This window comes from Hafnia alvei (assembly GCF_900095695.1).
GTDB classification, from domain to species: Bacteria; Pseudomonadota; Gammaproteobacteria; order Enterobacterales; family Enterobacteriaceae; genus Hafnia; species Hafnia alvei_B.
The window spans coordinates 69,661-87,220 of the sequence record NZ_FMIQ01000027.1 but is presented as its reverse complement, the minus strand read 5'-3'; the positions used below and the strand labels follow the sequence as shown (position 1 = coordinate 87,220).

The 17,560-nt window shown below is 49.6% G+C and carries 16 protein-coding genes; 9 read left to right on the top strand and 7 right to left on the bottom strand.

Features of this window, described 5'->3' with window-relative positions; genetic code table 11:
• Positions 1–222 precede the first annotated feature (222 nt).
• Positions 223–1,632: a nucleobase:cation symporter-2 family protein gene (locus BN1044_RS07565; protein WP_072308175.1), complete on the top strand. Its 1,410-nt coding sequence runs from the start codon at positions 223–225 to the stop codon at positions 1,630–1,632.
• Between the two features lie 135 nt (positions 1,633–1,767).
• A complete protein-coding gene (locus BN1044_RS07560; protein WP_072308174.1) occupies positions 1,768–3,444 on the top strand; it encodes an AsmA family protein in 1,677 nt (558 codons plus the stop codon).
• Between the two features lie 41 nt (positions 3,445–3,485).
• On the opposite strand, the gene BN1044_RS07555 is transcribed toward BN1044_RS07560, so the two are convergent.
• The 3 genes from BN1044_RS07555 to BN1044_RS07545 form a co-directional block, all read right to left on the bottom strand.
• Positions 3,486–4,061, bottom strand: a complete 576-nt coding sequence (locus BN1044_RS07555; protein ID WP_072308173.1) for a DcrB family lipoprotein — start codon at positions 4,059–4,061, stop codon at positions 3,486–3,488.
• A gap of 94 nt (positions 4,062–4,155) precedes the next feature.
• The gene (locus BN1044_RS07550) at positions 4,156–4,614 is read right to left on the bottom strand and encodes a GNAT family N-acetyltransferase (protein ID WP_072308172.1); all 459 of its coding nucleotides are present in this window, start codon (positions 4,612–4,614) and stop codon (positions 4,156–4,158) included.
• Between the two features lie 76 nt (positions 4,615–4,690).
• Positions 4,691–5,356, bottom strand: a complete 666-nt coding sequence (locus tag BN1044_RS07545; protein WP_025797284.1) for a 7-cyano-7-deazaguanine/7-aminomethyl-7-deazaguanine transporter — start codon at positions 5,354–5,356, stop codon at positions 4,691–4,693.
• Between the two features lie 231 nt (positions 5,357–5,587).
• On the opposite strand from BN1044_RS07545, the gene tusA reads away from it, so the two are divergent.
• On the top strand, positions 5,588–5,839 hold the full coding sequence (gene tusA, locus BN1044_RS07540; RefSeq protein ID WP_040045256.1) for a sulfurtransferase TusA: 252 nt from the start codon (positions 5,588–5,590) through the stop codon (positions 5,837–5,839).
• On the opposite strand, the gene BN1044_RS07535 is transcribed toward tusA, so the two are convergent.
• The 4 genes from BN1044_RS07535 to BN1044_RS07520 form a co-directional block, all read right to left on the bottom strand.
• Complete coding sequence (locus BN1044_RS07535) at positions 5,840–6,859, bottom strand: LacI family DNA-binding transcriptional regulator (protein ID WP_046457310.1); 1,020 nt, start codon at positions 6,857–6,859, stop codon at positions 5,840–5,842.
• Between the two features lie 258 nt (positions 6,860–7,117).
• Positions 7,118–7,777, bottom strand: a complete 660-nt coding sequence (locus tag BN1044_RS07530) for an OmpA family lipoprotein (protein WP_072308171.1) — start codon at positions 7,775–7,777, stop codon at positions 7,118–7,120.
• 221 nt (positions 7,778–7,998) lie between these two features.
• Positions 7,999–8,439 (bottom strand): N-acetyltransferase, encoded by a 441-nt coding sequence (locus BN1044_RS07525; RefSeq protein ID WP_072308170.1) that lies wholly within the window; start codon positions 8,437–8,439, stop codon positions 7,999–8,001.
• Positions 8,440–8,442: 3 nt separating this feature from the next.
• Entirely contained in the window at positions 8,443–9,021 is a 579-nt protein-coding gene (locus BN1044_RS07520; protein WP_072308169.1) for a DNA-3-methyladenine glycosylase I, read from the bottom strand.
• 221 nt (positions 9,022–9,242) lie between these two features.
• Between BN1044_RS07520 and BN1044_RS07515 the strand changes: the two genes are divergently transcribed.
• The 6 genes from BN1044_RS07515 to BN1044_RS07490 all read left to right on the top strand — a co-directional run bounded on the left by BN1044_RS07515 (position 9,243) and on the right by BN1044_RS07490 (position 17,511).
• A complete protein-coding gene (locus BN1044_RS07515; protein ID WP_072308168.1) occupies positions 9,243–9,764 on the top strand; it encodes an autotransporter domain-containing protein in 522 nt (173 codons plus the stop codon).
• Positions 9,765–9,927: 163 nt separating this feature from the next.
• Positions 9,928–10,860: a glycine--tRNA ligase subunit alpha gene (glyQ, locus tag BN1044_RS07510; RefSeq protein ID WP_004094047.1), complete on the top strand. Its 933-nt coding sequence runs from the start codon at positions 9,928–9,930 to the stop codon at positions 10,858–10,860.
• A gap of 7 nt (positions 10,861–10,867) precedes the next feature.
• Positions 10,868–12,937, top strand: a complete 2,070-nt coding sequence (gene glyS / locus BN1044_RS07505; protein WP_072308167.1) for a glycine--tRNA ligase subunit beta — start codon at positions 10,868–10,870, stop codon at positions 12,935–12,937.
• A 149-nt stretch (positions 12,938–13,086) separates the two neighbouring features.
• On the top strand, positions 13,087–13,806 hold the full coding sequence (locus BN1044_RS07500; protein ID WP_043490008.1) for a DUF3053 domain-containing protein: 720 nt from the start codon (positions 13,087–13,089) through the stop codon (positions 13,804–13,806).
• A 444-nt stretch (positions 13,807–14,250) separates the two neighbouring features.
• Entirely contained in the window at positions 14,251–16,233 is a 1,983-nt protein-coding gene (locus BN1044_RS07495) for a PTS mannitol transporter subunit IICBA (protein ID WP_072308166.1), read from the top strand.
• 120 nt (positions 16,234–16,353) lie between these two features.
• Positions 16,354–17,511, top strand: coding sequence for a mannitol-1-phosphate 5-dehydrogenase (locus BN1044_RS07490; RefSeq protein ID WP_072308165.1), 1,158 nt, complete (start codon positions 16,354–16,356; stop codon positions 17,509–17,511).
• Positions 17,512–17,560 lie beyond the last annotated feature (49 nt).

Sequence of the window (17,560 nt, the reverse complement as noted above, 5' to 3'; positions counted from 1 at the left end):
CGACATCCCCAATATAATTGGAGCAGCATTGGTGCAGAGCGCTTCAAGAATGAAGGGGACAAACGCTTAATTAGAAAGCAAAACGTAACCCTTGAGCAAGTTTCTTTAGCAAATAATGCGATCCAAAAGTCTCATCCTTTTTAGGTAAATTTGTGCGCAACCGATTGCTTTTGTGACGGCTATCATTAAAATGCGTGCATTGTTGCTTCTGGAATATGGATTATGACCACGCCATCCACTGAGTTCGACCAAGTTCACTCTTCAACCGCGAAGCCTAGCGCTACCGCGCCGGCCAAAAGTGAGCTGATATATCGTCTCGAAGACCGTCCACCTCTCCCGCAAACCCTTTTCGCTGCCTGCCAACATTTGCTCGCCATGTTTGTGGCGGTTATTACGCCCGCGCTACTGATTTGTCAGGCGTTAGGTCTTCCGGCGCAGGACACGCAACACATTATCAGCATGTCGCTATTCGCTTCTGGACTGGCGTCTATCTTGCAAATCAAAACCTGGGGCCCTGTTGGTTCGGGTTTGTTGTCTATTCAGGGAACGAGCTTTAACTTTGTTAGCCCTCTGATTATGGGTGGGATGGCGTTGAAAAACGGCGGAGCCGATATTCCGACTATGATGGCAACGCTTTTTGGAACGCTGATGCTAGCTTCTTGCACCGAGATTATCCTCTCGCGTTTCTTGCACCTAGCACGCCGAATTATTACGCCATTGGTATCCGGTGTGGTGGTAATGATTATCGGTTTATCGCTGATTCAGGTCGGTTTGGTTTCTATTGGCGGCGGTTACAGCGCTATGAACGACCACACCTTCGGTGCTCCGAGCAATTTGATGCTGGCCGGTTCCGTTCTGGTGGTGATCATTTTGCTTAACCGTCAGCGCAATCCTTATCTGCGTGTATCTTCATTGGTTATCGCCATGGCCGTTGGCTACGCGCTGGCGTGGGCGATGGGTATGCTGCCAGACACCAGCAATATGGAAAAAACCACCTCTCTGCTGATGGTGCCAACTCCGCTCTATTATGGCCTGGGCATTGATTGGAACCTGCTGATCCCGCTGATGCTGGTCTTTATGGTGACGTCTTTAGAGACTATCGGCGATATTACGGCAACCTCAGACGTATCCGAGCAGCCAGTTTCTGGCCCGCTCTACATGAAGCGACTTAAAGGCGGCGTTCTCGCCAACGGGCTTAATTCGATGCTGTCGGCGGTGTTTAATACCTTCCCTAATTCCTGCTTTGGCCAGAATAACGGCGTTATCCAGTTAACCGGTGTTGCAAGCCGCTATGTGGGCTTTGTGGTCGCCCTCATGCTGATTGTGTTAGGCCTGTTCCCTGCGGTGGCAGGTTTTGTGCAGCATATCCCAGAGCCCGTTCTGGGAGGCGCAACCATCGTGATGTTCGGCACTATCGCGGCATCTGGCGTTCGTATCGTCTCACGTGAGCCATTAAACCGCCGCGCCATTATGATTATGGCGCTCTCTTTAGCCGTTGGTTTAGGGGTTTCTCAGCAGCCGTTGATTTTACAATTCGCGCCGGATTGGATGAAAACCCTGCTGTCCTCAGGCATTGCGGCTGGCGGTATTACTGCCATAGTCTTAAATCTGGTTTTCCCACACGAAGATTAATACCGCATAAATGGCTAAAAAAGGTCGGATGTTTCTGCATTCGGCCTTTTTTATTGGTGTTTACATTTCATCCCTTGAGCCATCTTACTTAATACGGCATAAACTAAAGTACCTTTGGCCTGAAGGACTAATGCCGTGAAATTTATTGGAAAACTACTTTTAATCCTGCTCGCGATAATCATCGCGCTGGGTATTGTGGCTTATGTGATTGCACAGACCACATGGGGTGCCCGTCACATCAGCACGTGGGTGAACGAAAATACTCAATATCGATTGTCGCTTGGGAAAATACACCACGACATTCGCGACCCCGCAGAAATGACTTTGCACGATGTCACGCTCGCTAACGCTGGTCAGCCTCCTTTTCTACGCGCTGAAAAAATCAGTTTATCGCTCAGCGTACGCCAGCTAACCGAACCGAAAGATTTCGATAGCGTCACGCTCGAAAATGGATCGCTAACGCTTTCAGCCACGGCTCAAACTGCACTGCCAATTCAGGCCCAAAGCCTGCGCATGCTCAATATGCAGGTGCAACAAGATGAGCCCCAACAAAAAGTAAGCGCTTCTCAGGTCAACGGTTATGTTTCGCCGTGGCAGCCTGTCTCAGGGCAAATTTTTGGCAAAAACAATCAATTTCAGTTCAGCGCTGGCAAGTTAACGCTAAATGATATTCCTGCACAGAACGTACTGATCCAAGGTAACGATAAGCAGGGGCAGCTCACAATAAGCAACGCGGGCGCTGAATTTGCCCAAGGACAAGCCACTGCCGACGGTGTACGCAATGCCGATGGGAGTTGGGTAATCAATAACTTACGCCTAAGCAATCTCCACTGGCAGACCAGCCAATCTATCGATGCTTTCTTTGCGCCGCTGAAGCAACTTCCAGCAATCACGCTGGGGAAAATGAGTATTACCGATGCCAAGCTGGAAGGTGCAGGCTGGGCGCTCAGTGATTTAGACGGAGAATTGAACGGTGTAACGTGGAGCAATGGCAGCTGGCAAAGTGATAAAGGGTCTATCGCCTTTAATGCTAACGATATCATCGTGGGCAATGTGCACTTTGTTGAGCCTATCTTTAGCGCCGATCTTTCCAATGCGGGAGTGGCAATAAAACAGTTAAGTACTCGCTGGGAAGGCGGTTTGCTTCGAGCAAGCGGCAACTGGTTGAGCAGTAATCAACATCTTACCCTCGATGAAATTACTCTCGTTGGCTTGGAATATACGCTACCGCAAAACTGGCGTGAAATCTGGCAAATGCCGCTGCCTGCTTGGTTAAACGATGTGATCGTGACCAAGTTCTCCAGCAGCCGAAATCTGATTGTCGATATCAATCCTGAATTCCCTTTCCAAATTACCGCTTTGGACGGCTTCGGCAGCAACGTTCGCTTAGTTCATAACCGCCTGTTTGGTCTATGGGACGGTCAAGCAACGTTCAACGCCAGCGGCGCAACGTTTAATAAGGTCGATCTGCAAAAGCTTTCGATCAGCTTGAACGCGAACGACCAGCAAATTAGCGCCACTGAACTCAGCGCGTTATCGCAAAAGGGAATATTGGAAGCGACCGCGTCGCTCACTCAGTCTGGCCGCCAACTCCGCTTAGATCTTAAGGGGAAAGCGGTTCCCGCCGATCAACTGGTTGAATGGGGATGGCCAGCGTTGCCGATCACAGGTGACGTCAATATGCAGCTTGGGTTACAAGGCGTACTGACCGGTGAAGCACCGCTTAAGCCTAGCGTAAACGCCACGCTAAGCGCGCAGAATGCGAGTGGGCAACAGGTGACACAGAAGATGGTTAACGGCGTAGTAAACTAATCATCCAGCCCTCCCTGCATAGGGAGGGCTTTCACAGAAAATTACTCGGTAATCTTCAGAGTATTAATCACACCGTTGGCAATATTGGCCGCTTCCTGCTGATTTTCACCCGGCAGAGAGACCTGCATGGTCATCAACTGATCGCCAGCTTTAGCCAGTACGATGCTGGAATAGGAGACTTGGCCTTTAGCCGTTTGCAGGCTATTCACTTCCTGAGCTTGCTGCCCACTCACCTCAATGCTCTTATCGGAAAGCACATTCAGGCTTGGATCACGAGATTTCTGCTGTTCAACCAAACGACCACTCAATGTGCTCAGGCTGTCTGCTGGCAGCGGAGCCATAATCACAATAATCGCCTGCTGGCCGCTCTTATTGGCGTAAACGTGCATGCTGTTTGATTGAGAGCCTAGCTTACCGCTTTGGTCAGTTAAGCCTGCCGGCAGCGTAAAGGTCACTTTCCCGTTAAGCAGGCTAATGTTCTCTCCGGCAGGTACGCTAGCTTCTACCGGTGTAGATCCTTTAGCTGCAGAGGTGGCGTTATCAGTCGACTGGCCATCACACGCGGCAAGTCCTGCCACGAGCAAACCCACTCCCATAAACTTCACTAAATTACGCATGGTAATTCCTTCTATTGTCCTAACGTCTCGATTGACCAATAAACGTATCGCACCTTATCGGTGCACTAAATGCAAGTAACATATTGTAGCTTCGCTACTTATCATTGGTTCCGTGCGTTAGGCACTTCACCAGTCGGACTCGGTTATCAGCTATGTTGTCAGCCACTTCTAGCTCAGATAACTGGTAGCCATTTTTTATGAGCATTATCAGCATAGCCGGAAAACAGTTTCTGGTTTTCACTTCGATACGCTGATAGCCATGATTTAAAACCCAATCTTCCTGTGTATGCAATAGGACTTGGGCTATTCCGTCGCGGCGAGAGTGAGGAAGTACACCACCTAACCAACTATAGAAAGTGGTGTCGCTAAGCGCATAACCCAACTTAAAACCGACAGGTTTTTCATTTTTATAGGCAACTAATATACATGTTTCTTTATTATTCAGTCGGTTAATTAAATCTTGCAGGCTGTGTAACGAGGAGAATTCAGGCAGCAGGTTATAAAGATGATGAACATCTTCAACGGTAGCGAGTTTGACGTTAATCGCGGGCATGACATCCTCCGAGGCTCAGGGACATCAGCATATACGATACCGAGAAAAAGCGCTTCTCGGCATCGCGATACGTTTTTTAATTCAACTGTGGATGCGGATCTTGGCGGTTAGCTGAGAGATACTTCAGAACCACGTTTAACATGACGCCGTACATTGGCAGGAAGAAAATCAAACTAATCAGTAATTTAAACGTGTAGTCCACCAGCGCGATCTCAACCCAGTTAGCGGCCATGAACGGGTCTGTGCTGTGGTAAAACGCGATAAAGAAGAATGCCAAAGTATCGCTAATATTACCAAACAACGTTGAGGCCGTCGGTGCCACCCACCACGCACTGCGCTGACGCAGGCGGTTAAAGACATGCACGTCAAGGATCTGCCCAAGAACATAGGCCATGAAGCTTGCGGTCGCGATACGCGCCACCATCACATTAAACTCGCCCAACGCGGCAAAACCTTGCCATTCTCCCTGAAAGAACAGCGCTGAAATACAATATGAAATCAGCAGCGCAGGCGCCATAACCGCCAGAATAATTCGACGAGCCAAAGGCGCACCAAACACACGGACGGTGAGGTCTGTTGCTAGGAAAATAAACGGGAAGGTAAATGCGCCCCACGTGGTGTGAAAACCGAAAATCGAGATCGGCAACTGCACCAAATAGTTACTGGACGTAATAATCAGAACATGAAAAACAGAAAGCCAGCAAAGGGCTTTCATCCGCTGTTGCGGAGTAAAATCAAACATATTTTGGCCTTTTTGGAGATTGGGGTGAGGGAACCCAATGAAAATGTGTGCATCTGAGATGCGGCAGGGATGATACCGCGATAATTTCCACATGCAATGGTTAATTTTAACGCAAACGTTCACGTCTCTTGCAGACTATTTTTCAGCAGGTAAACTAGAGGCGTTTTAAATTTCACTCAGCCGTAGCCCTTCGCCAGTACGATTGCGCAAATCGGCCTTCAGAGAAAAACCATGACCGATCTTTTCGCTAATCCTGATAAAACGCTGGATGCACTTGGGCTTCGCTGCCCTGAGCCTGTGATGATGGTGCGTAAAACAGTACGCCATATGGATGATGGGCAAACATTGCTGATCATCGCGGATGATCCGGCAACCACCCGTGATATTCCGGGTTTTTGTCGTTTTATGGATCATCAACTGATTGCGCAAGAAACCGAGCAAGCGCCCTATCGCTATTTGTTACGTAAAGGGACTCCCGCCTAACTAACGCAACGTTGAGCCCCGAACGATAAGCTCGCCGGGATATTTTTGTTCAACGGTAGGCTGTGCGTCGCCTTGGATGCGGTTCACTAATAGCTCTAGCGCAGCGTAGCCGATCTGATAGGTCGGCTGCTTAAGCGTGGTAATTCCCGCCCCTGCCAGCTCTGCCCACTCCAATTCATCAAAACCAAGCAAGCCAATATCGCTGCCCCAATTAAGGCCTAAACGACGCAGGGAGCGAGCCACCTGCAGGGTTAATGCACCGTTGGCAGACATCACGGCTTTACGCATCCCCCGATGCTGATGACAAAACTGGCTCAATGCCTGATCCAGAAGTTCACCCTTGTTAAGCACAACTTCGGCATGGCAGGCGATCAGCTCAGGGCATTCCGCCATCGTGCTTTGAAAAGCATGCAAACGCTCAAGCCGAGTATTAACCAAACCCAGCGGCTCACTTAAAAACATCACCGCTTCAAAGCCCTGCTCGATTAAATGCCGAGTCGCTTCAGTGGCGGCGCGATGATTGTCTAACCCCACCATATCGCAGGAGAAGTCTGGTATTTTTCGGTCAATCAGCACCATGGGCAGCAAAGACTGTTGTAGCTTAGATAACGCCTCTTCACGCATTCCCACCGCATTAACCACTAATCCCTCAACGCGATAGCTGCTTAACAGCTCAAGGTAATGCTGCTCCTGATTGATTTCGTTGTTGGTATTACACACCAGCAAAGTAAAACCTTGCACACGACAGGCTTCTTCAACGCCGCGCAAAACGTCCACAGAATAGGGATTGGTGATATCGGCGATGATCATACCAATAAGGCGCGTTTGCCCACCTTTTAAGCTGCGAGCCATCTGGCTTGGGCGGTAATTAAGGCGTTGGATGGCTTGTTCGATGCGCTGTTTGAGATCGTCGGACAGCAGGTGTTGCTCGCCATTTAAATAGCGCGAAACGCTAGTCTTACCGGTTTTAGCGGCCTTGGCGACATCACTGATGGTGGCGCGGGTTCCCTGACTGCTCACGACGTGTTCCTCTGAAATTCAACGGATAGGCAAATTTAGCATAACCACAGGGGAACTGATGAGATAAGGTTGAGGAAATAGCCTCCTCAGGCAAAGCAGGAGGCTAAAAGATGAAATGTTTTACATTAATACTGGACACTTAAGCCCGATTTTTGGGGGAGCACACCGATGGGTCGTAGCGGCGTAAGCCGCCGGATCGCCCCGCAGTGTGGTAGACCCGTGTATCTCGATCTCTTAAGTGGCCTGAATTAAGCTCTATTACATCGGGCTTAACGTAATCTCAACACGACGGTTCTGAGCTTTGCCTTCTGCTGTGCTATTTGACGCGATTGGGTTCGCAGGGCCCATGCCCTGAGTACGAACGCGGCTTGCTTCAACGCCCTGAACAATCAGAGAACTTGCAACGCTGTCGGCACGCTGCTGAGAAAGACGCATATTCAGATCTTGGCTACCGCTGCTATCGGTATAACCCACCACGTTAACCGCGGTCTTAGGATACTCTTTTAAAACCATCGCCACGCCGGTCAGGGTATTGGCTCCGGCCGGTTTCAAGGTGCTGCTGCTGGAGTCGAAGGTCACATTATTTGGCATATTCAGCACAATGTTGTCGCCTTGGCGCGTTACGCTCACACCGGTACCACGCATTTTGTCGCGCAGTTTCGACTCTTGAACGTCCATATAGTAACCAGCACCGCCGCCTAAAGCAGCACCTGCTGCAGCGCCAATCAGTGCGCCTTTACCGCGATCGTGCTTAGAAGAGGACAGAACACCCACGCCTGCACCAACCAGCGCACCTAAACCTGCGCCCACGCCGGCTTTGCCTGCTTCGGACTCACCGGTATACGGGTTGGTTGTACAACCAGACAGCAGCAACGCAGCGCATACTGCGCCAGCAATACAGAAACGGCTTTTACTCATTTATGGAACCTCATCTTGCACAGAGCGTAATCGCTCAAGATATTTGCTGTAACAGGCCAGTAATCCACTGACCCAAAAAAATCATGCTCAAAACCGTGAATCGGGATCTACGGCGGTGGCATTTCAGCAAATTCCCATTAAAAAATAATGGTCACAATTCCTAAAATTCCAATAAATTAGACAAATACACGCCAAATAGCAGGATTTGTTTAATCTTCAAGCTAAGCACTAGGAGTTTTCTCCCATAACATAATGGCCGTTTTGTGCTGTGTATCCTCATTGAACTGTGTATCTTGAATATGAAACCCCTCATGCTGATAAAAACGCAGCGCGCGGTGATTCTCCAGATACACCTCGAGCATCAGCTGCGGAAAAATCATCTTCACATGCATCATCAGCAATTGCCCAACGCCTCTGCCGTGATAACGTTTATCCACGAATAAAGCACCAATAAACTGCTGCTCAAGCACACTGATAAACCCGATGATTTCCCCCTTATCTTCAGCCACCCACGTGAGCGCATTAGGTAAATAGGTATCACGCACCACGGCTTCGCTTTCACGCCAATACTGCGCAGAAATAAACGGATGCGCCTCGGTAGTGCTAACCAGCCACAACGCCATAATAGCCGGCATATCTTGTTTCACAGCAGAGCGGATCATGGCTTAGTGCTTCCCACAAAAGCAGGTTTTGACATGATCGTTCACCATGCCGCTGGCTTGCATAAAAGCATAACAAATGGTTGAGCCAATAAACTTAAAGCCTTTCTTCTTCAGCGCCTTGGACATCACGTCAGAAATCTCGGTTTTTGCAGGAACATTGGCGAGGGTTTCAGGGCGGTTAAGCTGCGGCTTGCCTTCGGTAAATGACCAGAGGAACTGAGAAAAATTCTCACCCTCTTGCTGCATTTTCATATAGGCACGGGCGTTAACCACAATGGCGTCTAATTTCAAACGATGGCGGATAAGACCAGCGTCCTGCATCAGCGCATCGATATCCTCGTCCGTCATCGCCGCCACCTTGCGCGGATCGAAGCGATGAAAAGCATTACGATAGTTTTCACGTTTCTTCAGCACGGTTATCCACGAAAGCCCCGCCTGTTGCCCCTCAAGACACAGTAGTTCGAATAAATGAGCATCGTCGTAGACGGGCTGCCCCCATTCATTATCGTGATAGCTGATATACAGGGGATCGGATGAGACCCAACCACAGCGAATTTTTTTATCTTCAAACGTCTGGCTCATAATCCTATTCCTTGTCAGAAACCCTTTGTGAATCATTGGGGTTTTAGTGCTGTTTACTGGGCAACAATGCCGACAATGTGAGAGACAACTATAACGCTTCGTGCAGCGTTAACTATTTATTTCAACCCACCTTGACGCAGTCGCAACCTCGTCAAATAGTTAAGAGTGCAGCACCATAAAATAATAACGAATAACGCCTCCCTTTTAATGGAGTGGCATCAATGATTAGACCTCTGGCATCTGTTTGTTTAGTGAGTTGCGCCCTGCTCTCATTACCTGCTTTGTCGTATGATTTGAAAGATGTTTTTTTTAATAACAGTGACACGAGCGATATCGTGCCGCTCGATCGCGCCTCAACGTCCATTGAACCTGGGTTTTCAACGCACTGGGTGGGCAGCAATTCGCTGGCCTCTGCGGCGTTAAATCCAACCACCCAACAACAAGTGGGCTCTTTGGGCTGGCGGTTAGATTCCAATCTAGAATTGTTCACGCCCTATGCTGAAATCAGCTATCAGCGTTTATCGAGCAACGAGTCTTATAAACAGGTGGGAGAATTTAGCTCGCCGCAAAACTTATTTAGCCGGGATATCCCCAATCAAGAAGCTCATTGGGTTGATGTCACCGTGGGTGCCAATATTCCGCTAACCGATTATATGGCCGCATTTGCCGAGCTATCGCAGACCAATCGCCTCAATAATAGCGAGCAATTTATGTACAACATTGGCGTTAGCGCCAACTTTTAACTCGACCTTCACGGAGAATGTTCCCAGCCTTTGCCATGTTTTATGGCAAAATACACGCAAAATCCCACCCTTTGAGACGGGATTCGGGCTGTATATCTTACGTTCAGGCGGTATACTGCAACATTCTATATAAATCCACTTGTATCGCGCGAACTCATCCAATATGCAAAAGTTTGATACCAAGACCTTTCAGGGGCTGATCCTGACTCTGCAGGACTATTGGGCGCGCCAAGGCTGCACCATTGTTCAACCACTGGACATGGAAGTTGGCGCTGGCACCTCACACCCAATGACCTGCCTGCGAGCACTCGGCCCAGAGCCAATGGCAACTGCCTACGTGCAACCATCTCGCCGTCCAACCGATGGCCGCTATGGCGAAAACCCTAACCGCTTACAGCATTACTACCAGTTTCAGGTAGTGATTAAGCCATCACCAGAAAATATTCAGGAACTGTATCTGGGCTCATTGAAAGAGCTGGGATTGGATCCGCTGGTGAACGATATTCGCTTCGTTGAAGACAACTGGGAAAACCCAACGCTGGGCGCATGGGGCTTAGGCTGGGAAGTATGGCTTAACGGCATGGAAGTGACTCAGTTCACTTACTTCCAGCAGGTTGGCGGTTTGGAATGTAAGCCGGTAACCGGAGAGATCACCTACGGTCTGGAACGTTTGGCGATGTATATTCAGGGCGTAGACAGCGTTTACGATCTGGTATGGAGCGACGGCCCGTTGGGTAAAACAACCTACGGCGACGTGTTCCATCAAAACGAAGTGGAACAGTCCACGTATAACTTTGAATACGCAGACGTCGATTTCCTGTTCTCCTGCTTCGAGCAGTATGAGAAAGAAGCCAAAATGTTGTTGGAGTTGGAAAAACCTCTGCCTCTGCCAGCGTATGAACGCATTCTGAAAGCCGCACACAGCTTTAACCTGCTGGACGCGCGCAAGGCGATCTCGGTTACCGAACGCCAACGCTACATTCTGCGTATTCGTACCCTGACCAAAGCGGTCGCTGAAGCTTACTATGCCTCCCGTGAGGCGCTGGGCTTCCCAATGTGTAAAAAAAGCGACGATTCTAAATTAGAGAATATTTGAGGCAGCCATGACCCAACAAACTTTTCTGGTGGAAATCGGCACCGAAGAGCTGCCACCGAAAGCGCTACGCTCTCTGGCAGAATCTTTTGCAGCTAATTTTACCGCTGAACTTGATAACGCAGATCTCACCCATGGCGAAGTGACTTGGTTCGCTGCACCGCGCCGCTTGGCTCTGAAAGTCGCGGCGCTGCATGAATCTCAGCCCGATCGCGAAATTGAAAAACGTGGTCCAGCTATTGCTCAGGCATTCGATGCTGAAGGCAAGCCAACCAAAGCCGCCGAAGGCTGGGCTCGTGGTTGTGGCATCACCGTCGATCAGGCTGAACGTCTGACCTCCGACAAAGGTGAATGGCTATTATTCCGCGCGCACCAAAAAGGTCAGAGCGCACAGCAACTGCTGCCAACGCTGGTGACCAATGCATTAGGCAAGCTGCCAATTCCAAAACTGATGCGCTGGGGCGACAACGACACTCAGTTCGTGCGTCCGGTTCATACCGTCACGCTGTTGCTGGGTAGCGAAGTGATCCCTGCCACTATTCTTGGTGTGCAGTCCGATCGCGTGATCCGCGGCCATCGTTTCATGGGCGAACAACAGTTCACCATCGATAACGCCGAGCAATATCCGCAAATCTTGATGGAGCGTGGCAAAGTCATCGCTGATTACGCCACCCGTAAAGCCATCATCAAACGTGACGCTGAGCTAGCTGCGCAGAAAATCGGCGGCGTCGCCGATATGAGCGAAAGCCTGCTGGAAGAAGTGACTTCTCTGGTTGAATGGCCAGTGGTGTTGACCGCCAAGTTTGAAGAAAAATTCCTCGCCGTACCCGCTGAAGCGCTGGTTTACACCATGAAGGGTGACCAGAAATACTTCCCTGTGTATGACGCTGCCGGAAAACTGCTGCCAAACTTTATTTTCGTCACCAACATCGAATCTAAAGACCCACAGCAGATTATCTCTGGCAACGAGAAAGTTGTTCGTCCACGTTTAGCCGATGCAGAGTTCTTCTTCAAGACCGACCGCAAACAGCGCCTGGAAGACAATCTGCCTCGTCTAGAAACCGTTCTGTTCCAGCAACAGCTGGGAACGCTGCGCGACAAAACCAACCGCATTGAAGCATTGTCTGGTTGGGTTGCAGAACAAATCGGCGCTGACGTCAATCTGGCGACCCGCGCAGGCCTGCTGTCCAAGTGTGATTTGATGACCAATATGGTCTTCGAATTCACCGATACACAGGGCGTTATGGGCATGCATTACGCACGCCACGACGGCGAAAACGAAGAAGTTGCCGTTGCCCTGAACGAACAGTACCAACCACGCTTCGCCGGTGATGCACTGCCAGATTCTCTGGTGGCATGTTCTGTCGCGATTGCCGATAAAATGGATACCCTTGCCGGTATCTTCGGCATTGGTCAGCATCCTAAAGGCGATAAAGACCCGTTTGCTCTGCGCCGTGCTGCGCTGGGTGTGCTGCGTATTATCGTTGAGAAAAAGCTGCCGTTGGATTTGGTTACGCTAACTGAAGAAGCTGCGCGCTTATACGGACAGAAGCTGACTAACGCGAATGTCGTTGATGATGTAGTGGAATTCATGCTGGGCCGTTTCCGTGCTTGGTATCAGGAAGAAGGCCACAGCGTTGACACTATTCAGGCGGTACTGGCTCGTCGTCCAACCAAACCAGCTGACTTTGATGCACGCGTGAAGGCGGTTTCCCACTTCCGCACACTGCCTGAAGCCGCAACACTGGCTGCAGCCAATAAGCGTGTTTCCAATATTCTGGCAAAATCAACCGAAGTACTGGGCGATCATGTCCATGCTTCCGTATTGAAAGAAGCGGCAGAAATCAAACTGGCAACCCATCTAGTTGTTCTGCGCGATAAGTTGGAACCGCTGTTTGCTGAAGGCCGCTACCAAGAAGCCTTATCAGAACTGGCCGCGCTGCGTGAGCCGGTAGATAACTTCTTCGAACAGGTTATGGTTATGGCTGAAGATGAGCAAGTACGCATCAACCGCCTGACACTGCTGAGTAAGCTACGCGATCTGTTCCTACAGGTTGCGGATATTTCTGTTCTGCAGTAATCCCGAGAGTAAAATAAAGCCCGCCTTTTGGCGGGTTTTTTACTTTCTGGCTGTTATCCCAAAATTATCAGGTTAAACTAACTTGATGAGTAGAATTTCAACAGAATGATATCGACCGAATTTTTTCGCGTGGTTACAGGAGTAATTACATGTCATTTGCAGTAACTAAACAGGCACAGCGTTGGTTGATGCCAATTTTCGCCGTCATTATGGCGTTTCAACTAGCTGGCTGTGGCGACAACGATAAAGAACAACGTAAAGCTTTCATCGACTATCTGCAAAATACCGTCATGCGTGGCAGCATCACCGTGCCAACCCTGAGCGAAGACCAAAAGCAGAAACTCGGCAACTATGTCAGCGATTACGCGATTTTAGTGACGTTTTCACAGAATTTCAGCCGTTCTATGGATAGCAGCTTAAATCCGCTGTTTACCACTATCGATCAGATCCGTGTTCCTCAGGACTACCTGTTAAAACGCGACGATTTGCGTCAGGAAGCTGGTGCACTAAACCTGCTCGGCCAACAGATCCAAAGTGCAAAATCGACCGCAGACACTGCACGAGCTGCATTAAAACAGCCTGATGATGTAAAAGCAGTTTATGATCAAGCCTTTGCCAAAGTCGTCACCGATCCGGCGAATGCCGTGATGCCAATTATTCCTATGGCTGCAAGCCTGTCACAGGATTTGATTCAGGTCGGTGATTTCCTGCAAAGCATTGGGACTCAGGCGCGCTTTGATAACCAAAGCATCCAGCTACAAACCCAGCAGCAGGTAGATCAATACAATCAGTTAATGACCTCAATTGCTGCCAAGCATCAAGAATTGTTAAATGCGAAAAACCGCAGCGCGGCTATTTTCCAGAATTAATCTTTCTTGATCCAAATTCAGGCCCCTCTGGGGCCTTTTTTATACCCAAAAAACACTACATGTAATTTTACAACGCGTTGGGTGAAAAGCTGAGGTGTGTTGATGGCGTGCTGATGGGATGCAAAATAACTTGTGAAGAGAATCACAATTTAAAAACAAAACCACTAACAACTTAAGTGATTTACGTCACATAAAACCACCCAGAACGGGCGATATTTTAACGTTGTAGCAGACTTTCAGCTTACTTATGTGATCAACGTCACCATAAACACCCCAATAGAGGGGGGCGTTACGAGATCAAGATCACAAATCCCCCTCGGGGTACGCGAGATGAAAACGGCGTGATAGAGTCGATTTTGCATACAGAACGACAGGACGGTTTTTGGCGAAACCACCACAACTATTACGACGCGCAACATCTTAGCGCACCACGAGGGGTGTTTTATGTTATCACCAGATATCAAGGTCAAGGTACAGAATTTTGGCCGCTTCCTCAGCAATATGGTGATGCCCAATATCGGCGCATTCATCGCATGGGGTTTGATTACCGCTTTATTTATTCCTACCGGCTGGCTGCCAAATGAAACCTTAGCCAAGCTGGTTGGCCCAATGATCAGCTACTTGCTGCCATTATTGATTGGTTACACCGGTGGCCGTTTAATCGGCGGTGAACGTGGGGGTGTCGTGGGTGCGATTACCACCATGGGCGTTATTGTTGGCGCAGATATGCCAATGTTCATGGGCGCAATGATTGCAGGCCCACTAGGTGGCTGGGCAATCAAACGCTTTGATCGCTGGGTTGACGGCAAAATAAAAAGCGGCTTTGAAATGCTGGTAAACAACTTCTCCGCAGGCATTATTGGCATGCTGCTGGCGATGCTGGCATTCATGGCGATTGGGCCATTGGTAGAGTCACTGTCAAAAATATTAGCGGCTGGCGTGAATATCATGGTGCAGAACAATCTGCTGCCATTAACGTCTATCTTCGTCGAACCCGCTAAGATCTTGTTCCTGAACAACGCCATCAATCACGGAATCTTCTCTCCGTTAGGTATTCAGCAGGCAACAGAAACCGGCAAATCTATTTTCTTCCTGATTGAAGCAAACCCAGGCCCAGGGTTAGGCGTTTTACTGGCTTACATGTTCTTCGGTAAAGGTAGTGCAAAACAGTCTGCTGGCGGTGCCGCAATCATCCATTTCTTCGGCGGTATCCACGAAATCTATTTCCCGTATGTGTTAATGAATCCACGCCTAATTCTGGCCGTGATTCTGGGCGGCATGACCGGCGTATTCACGCTAACCCTCTTTAACGCTGGCTTAGTCTCCCCTGCATCTCCAGGTTCTATTTTCGCAGTCTTGCTGATGACACCAAAGGCCTCGCTCATCGGTGTCGTGCTGTCGATTATGGCTTCAACGCTGGTTTCATTCCTAACCTCTGCCATGTTGCTTAAACGCGCTCGCGTCGGTGATGAAGAAAGTAACGGCTTAGCTGAAGCTACTCGCCGTATGCAAGGTATGAAACAACAGTCTAAATCGGGTGGAAAAGTGACTGGGGCAGAACCTCAGCCAGCCATGCGCGCCACGCTTGATTTGTCTAAAGATTTACATCATGTGCGCAAAATCATCGTAGCCTGCGACGCAGGGATGGGCTCAAGCGCTATGGGCGCAGGAGTATTGCGTAAAAAGGTGAAAGACGCAGGGCTGAGCCATATTTCCGTTGTGAACTGCGCGATTAACAGCCTGCCTGAAGATGTTGATCTGGTGATCACTCATCAAGATTTAACCGAACGCGCGATGCGCCACGCACCACAGGCGATGCATATTTCATTAAGCAATTTCCTTGATAGCGGCCTGTATACCGATCTTACAACCCGTTTACTGGCGGCTAAGCTACCGCAGGCAGCCAACGATAATCGCTTGATCAACCAAACAATCATTGCCGCTAACGATGACTCATTTGAATCAGCCGACCGCGAAGAGAATCTGTTTAAACTCAGCGCAGCCAATATCTTCCTGAACTTAACCGCCGACACCAAAGAGCAAGCCATCCGCTTTGCCGGTGAAATGCTGGTATCTGGCGGCTATGTCGAACCGGATTACATCGACGCCATGCTCGCCCGCGAAGCACTCACCTCAACCTATTTAGGAGAATCTATCGCCGTTCCACACGGCACCGTAGAAGCCAAAGACCGCGTATTACGCACCGGGATCGTCATATGTCAATACCCTCACGGCGTTCGATTCGGTGACGAACCAGACGATGTCGCTCGACTGGTTATCGGCATCGCCGCGCGTAATAACGAGCACATTCAGGTCATTGCCCGCTTAACCAACGCACTGGATGACGAAGGCGTAATCGAACGTCTGGCGCAAACCACCAGTGTTCAGGAGATCTTAGATCTTCTGTCTGGTGAACAAGCGGCATAAGGCAATTATACGGCGTCGTTCACCGCAGCTAGTCGGCCCTAAAAAAGTGCCGTTGCTGTCGACGCCGTTCTTGGGGGCTCCCCCGCCCCCCTTTTTACGGATAGGTTTGAGGTCAATAATATGAAAGCAATTCATTTTGGTGCAGGAAATATCGGTCGTGGCTTTATTGGTAAATTATTGGCAGATGCGCAGGCAGAACTCACTTTTGCTGACGTAAACCAGCCGTTGGTCGATCAGCTTGCTCACCAGCAAAGCTATCAGGTTAACGTCGTGGGTGAAAACGCACGCATCGAACAGGTTAACCGCGTAAGCGCCATTCATAGCAACAGCGCAGACGCCATTCAACAAATTGCACAAGCAGATATCATCACCACCGCCGTAGGCCCGCAGGTTCTTAGCAAGATTGCCCATACGCTCGCGCAGGGGTTAATGGTTCGTCATAGCAATGGTAACCAGCAGCCAATGAATATCATCGCGTGCGAAAATATGGTTCGTGGTACTAGCCAACTTAAGCAGCATGTCCTCGAGGCGATGCCAGTAGAGCTTCACCCTTGGGTGGAAGAACACATCGGCTTTGTCGATTCTGCGGTAGACCGTATCGTGCCACCGAGCGCCGCAGCGAACGACGATCCGTTGGAGGTCACGGTTGAAACCTTTAGCGAGTGGATTGTTGATAGCACACAGTTCAAAGGCCAGCTGCCGCAAATTACCGGGATGGAGTCTACCGCTAACTTAATGGCCTACGTTGAGCGTAAACTCTTCACACTCAACACAGGGCATGCGATCACTGCTTATCTTGGTCAGCTTGCAGGCTATCAAACTATTCGTGAAGCTATTCTCGATCCCGCTATTCGTACCGTGGTAAAAGGCGCGATGGAAGAAAGTGGGGCAGTGCTCATCAAGCGCTACAGTTTTGATCCCCAGCAACATGCGGCCTATATCGAAAAAATTCTTGGGCGATTTGAAAACCCTTACCTGCATGATGATGTCGAACGTGTTGGTCGCCAACCGCTGCGTAAGCTTAGCGCTGGCGACCGCCTTATCAAACCGTTACGAGGAACGCTTGAATACGGCCTTAGCAACCATAATTTAATCATGGGTATTGCTGCTGCCTTAAGCTACCGCAGTGATCAAGACCCTCAGGCGTTAGAAATGGCAACGCTCCTGAACGAAAAAGGCGTGAGTAACGCCGTGATGCAAGTTTGTGAACTGGAAGATCAGCCAGAACTTGTCGCACAGATCGCTAATGTGTATAACGCCATGCAGCGCAAAGCATGATGTAACCCATATGATTGGAGTTGCGGCGAAGCGGCAGCTCCAAATGAGA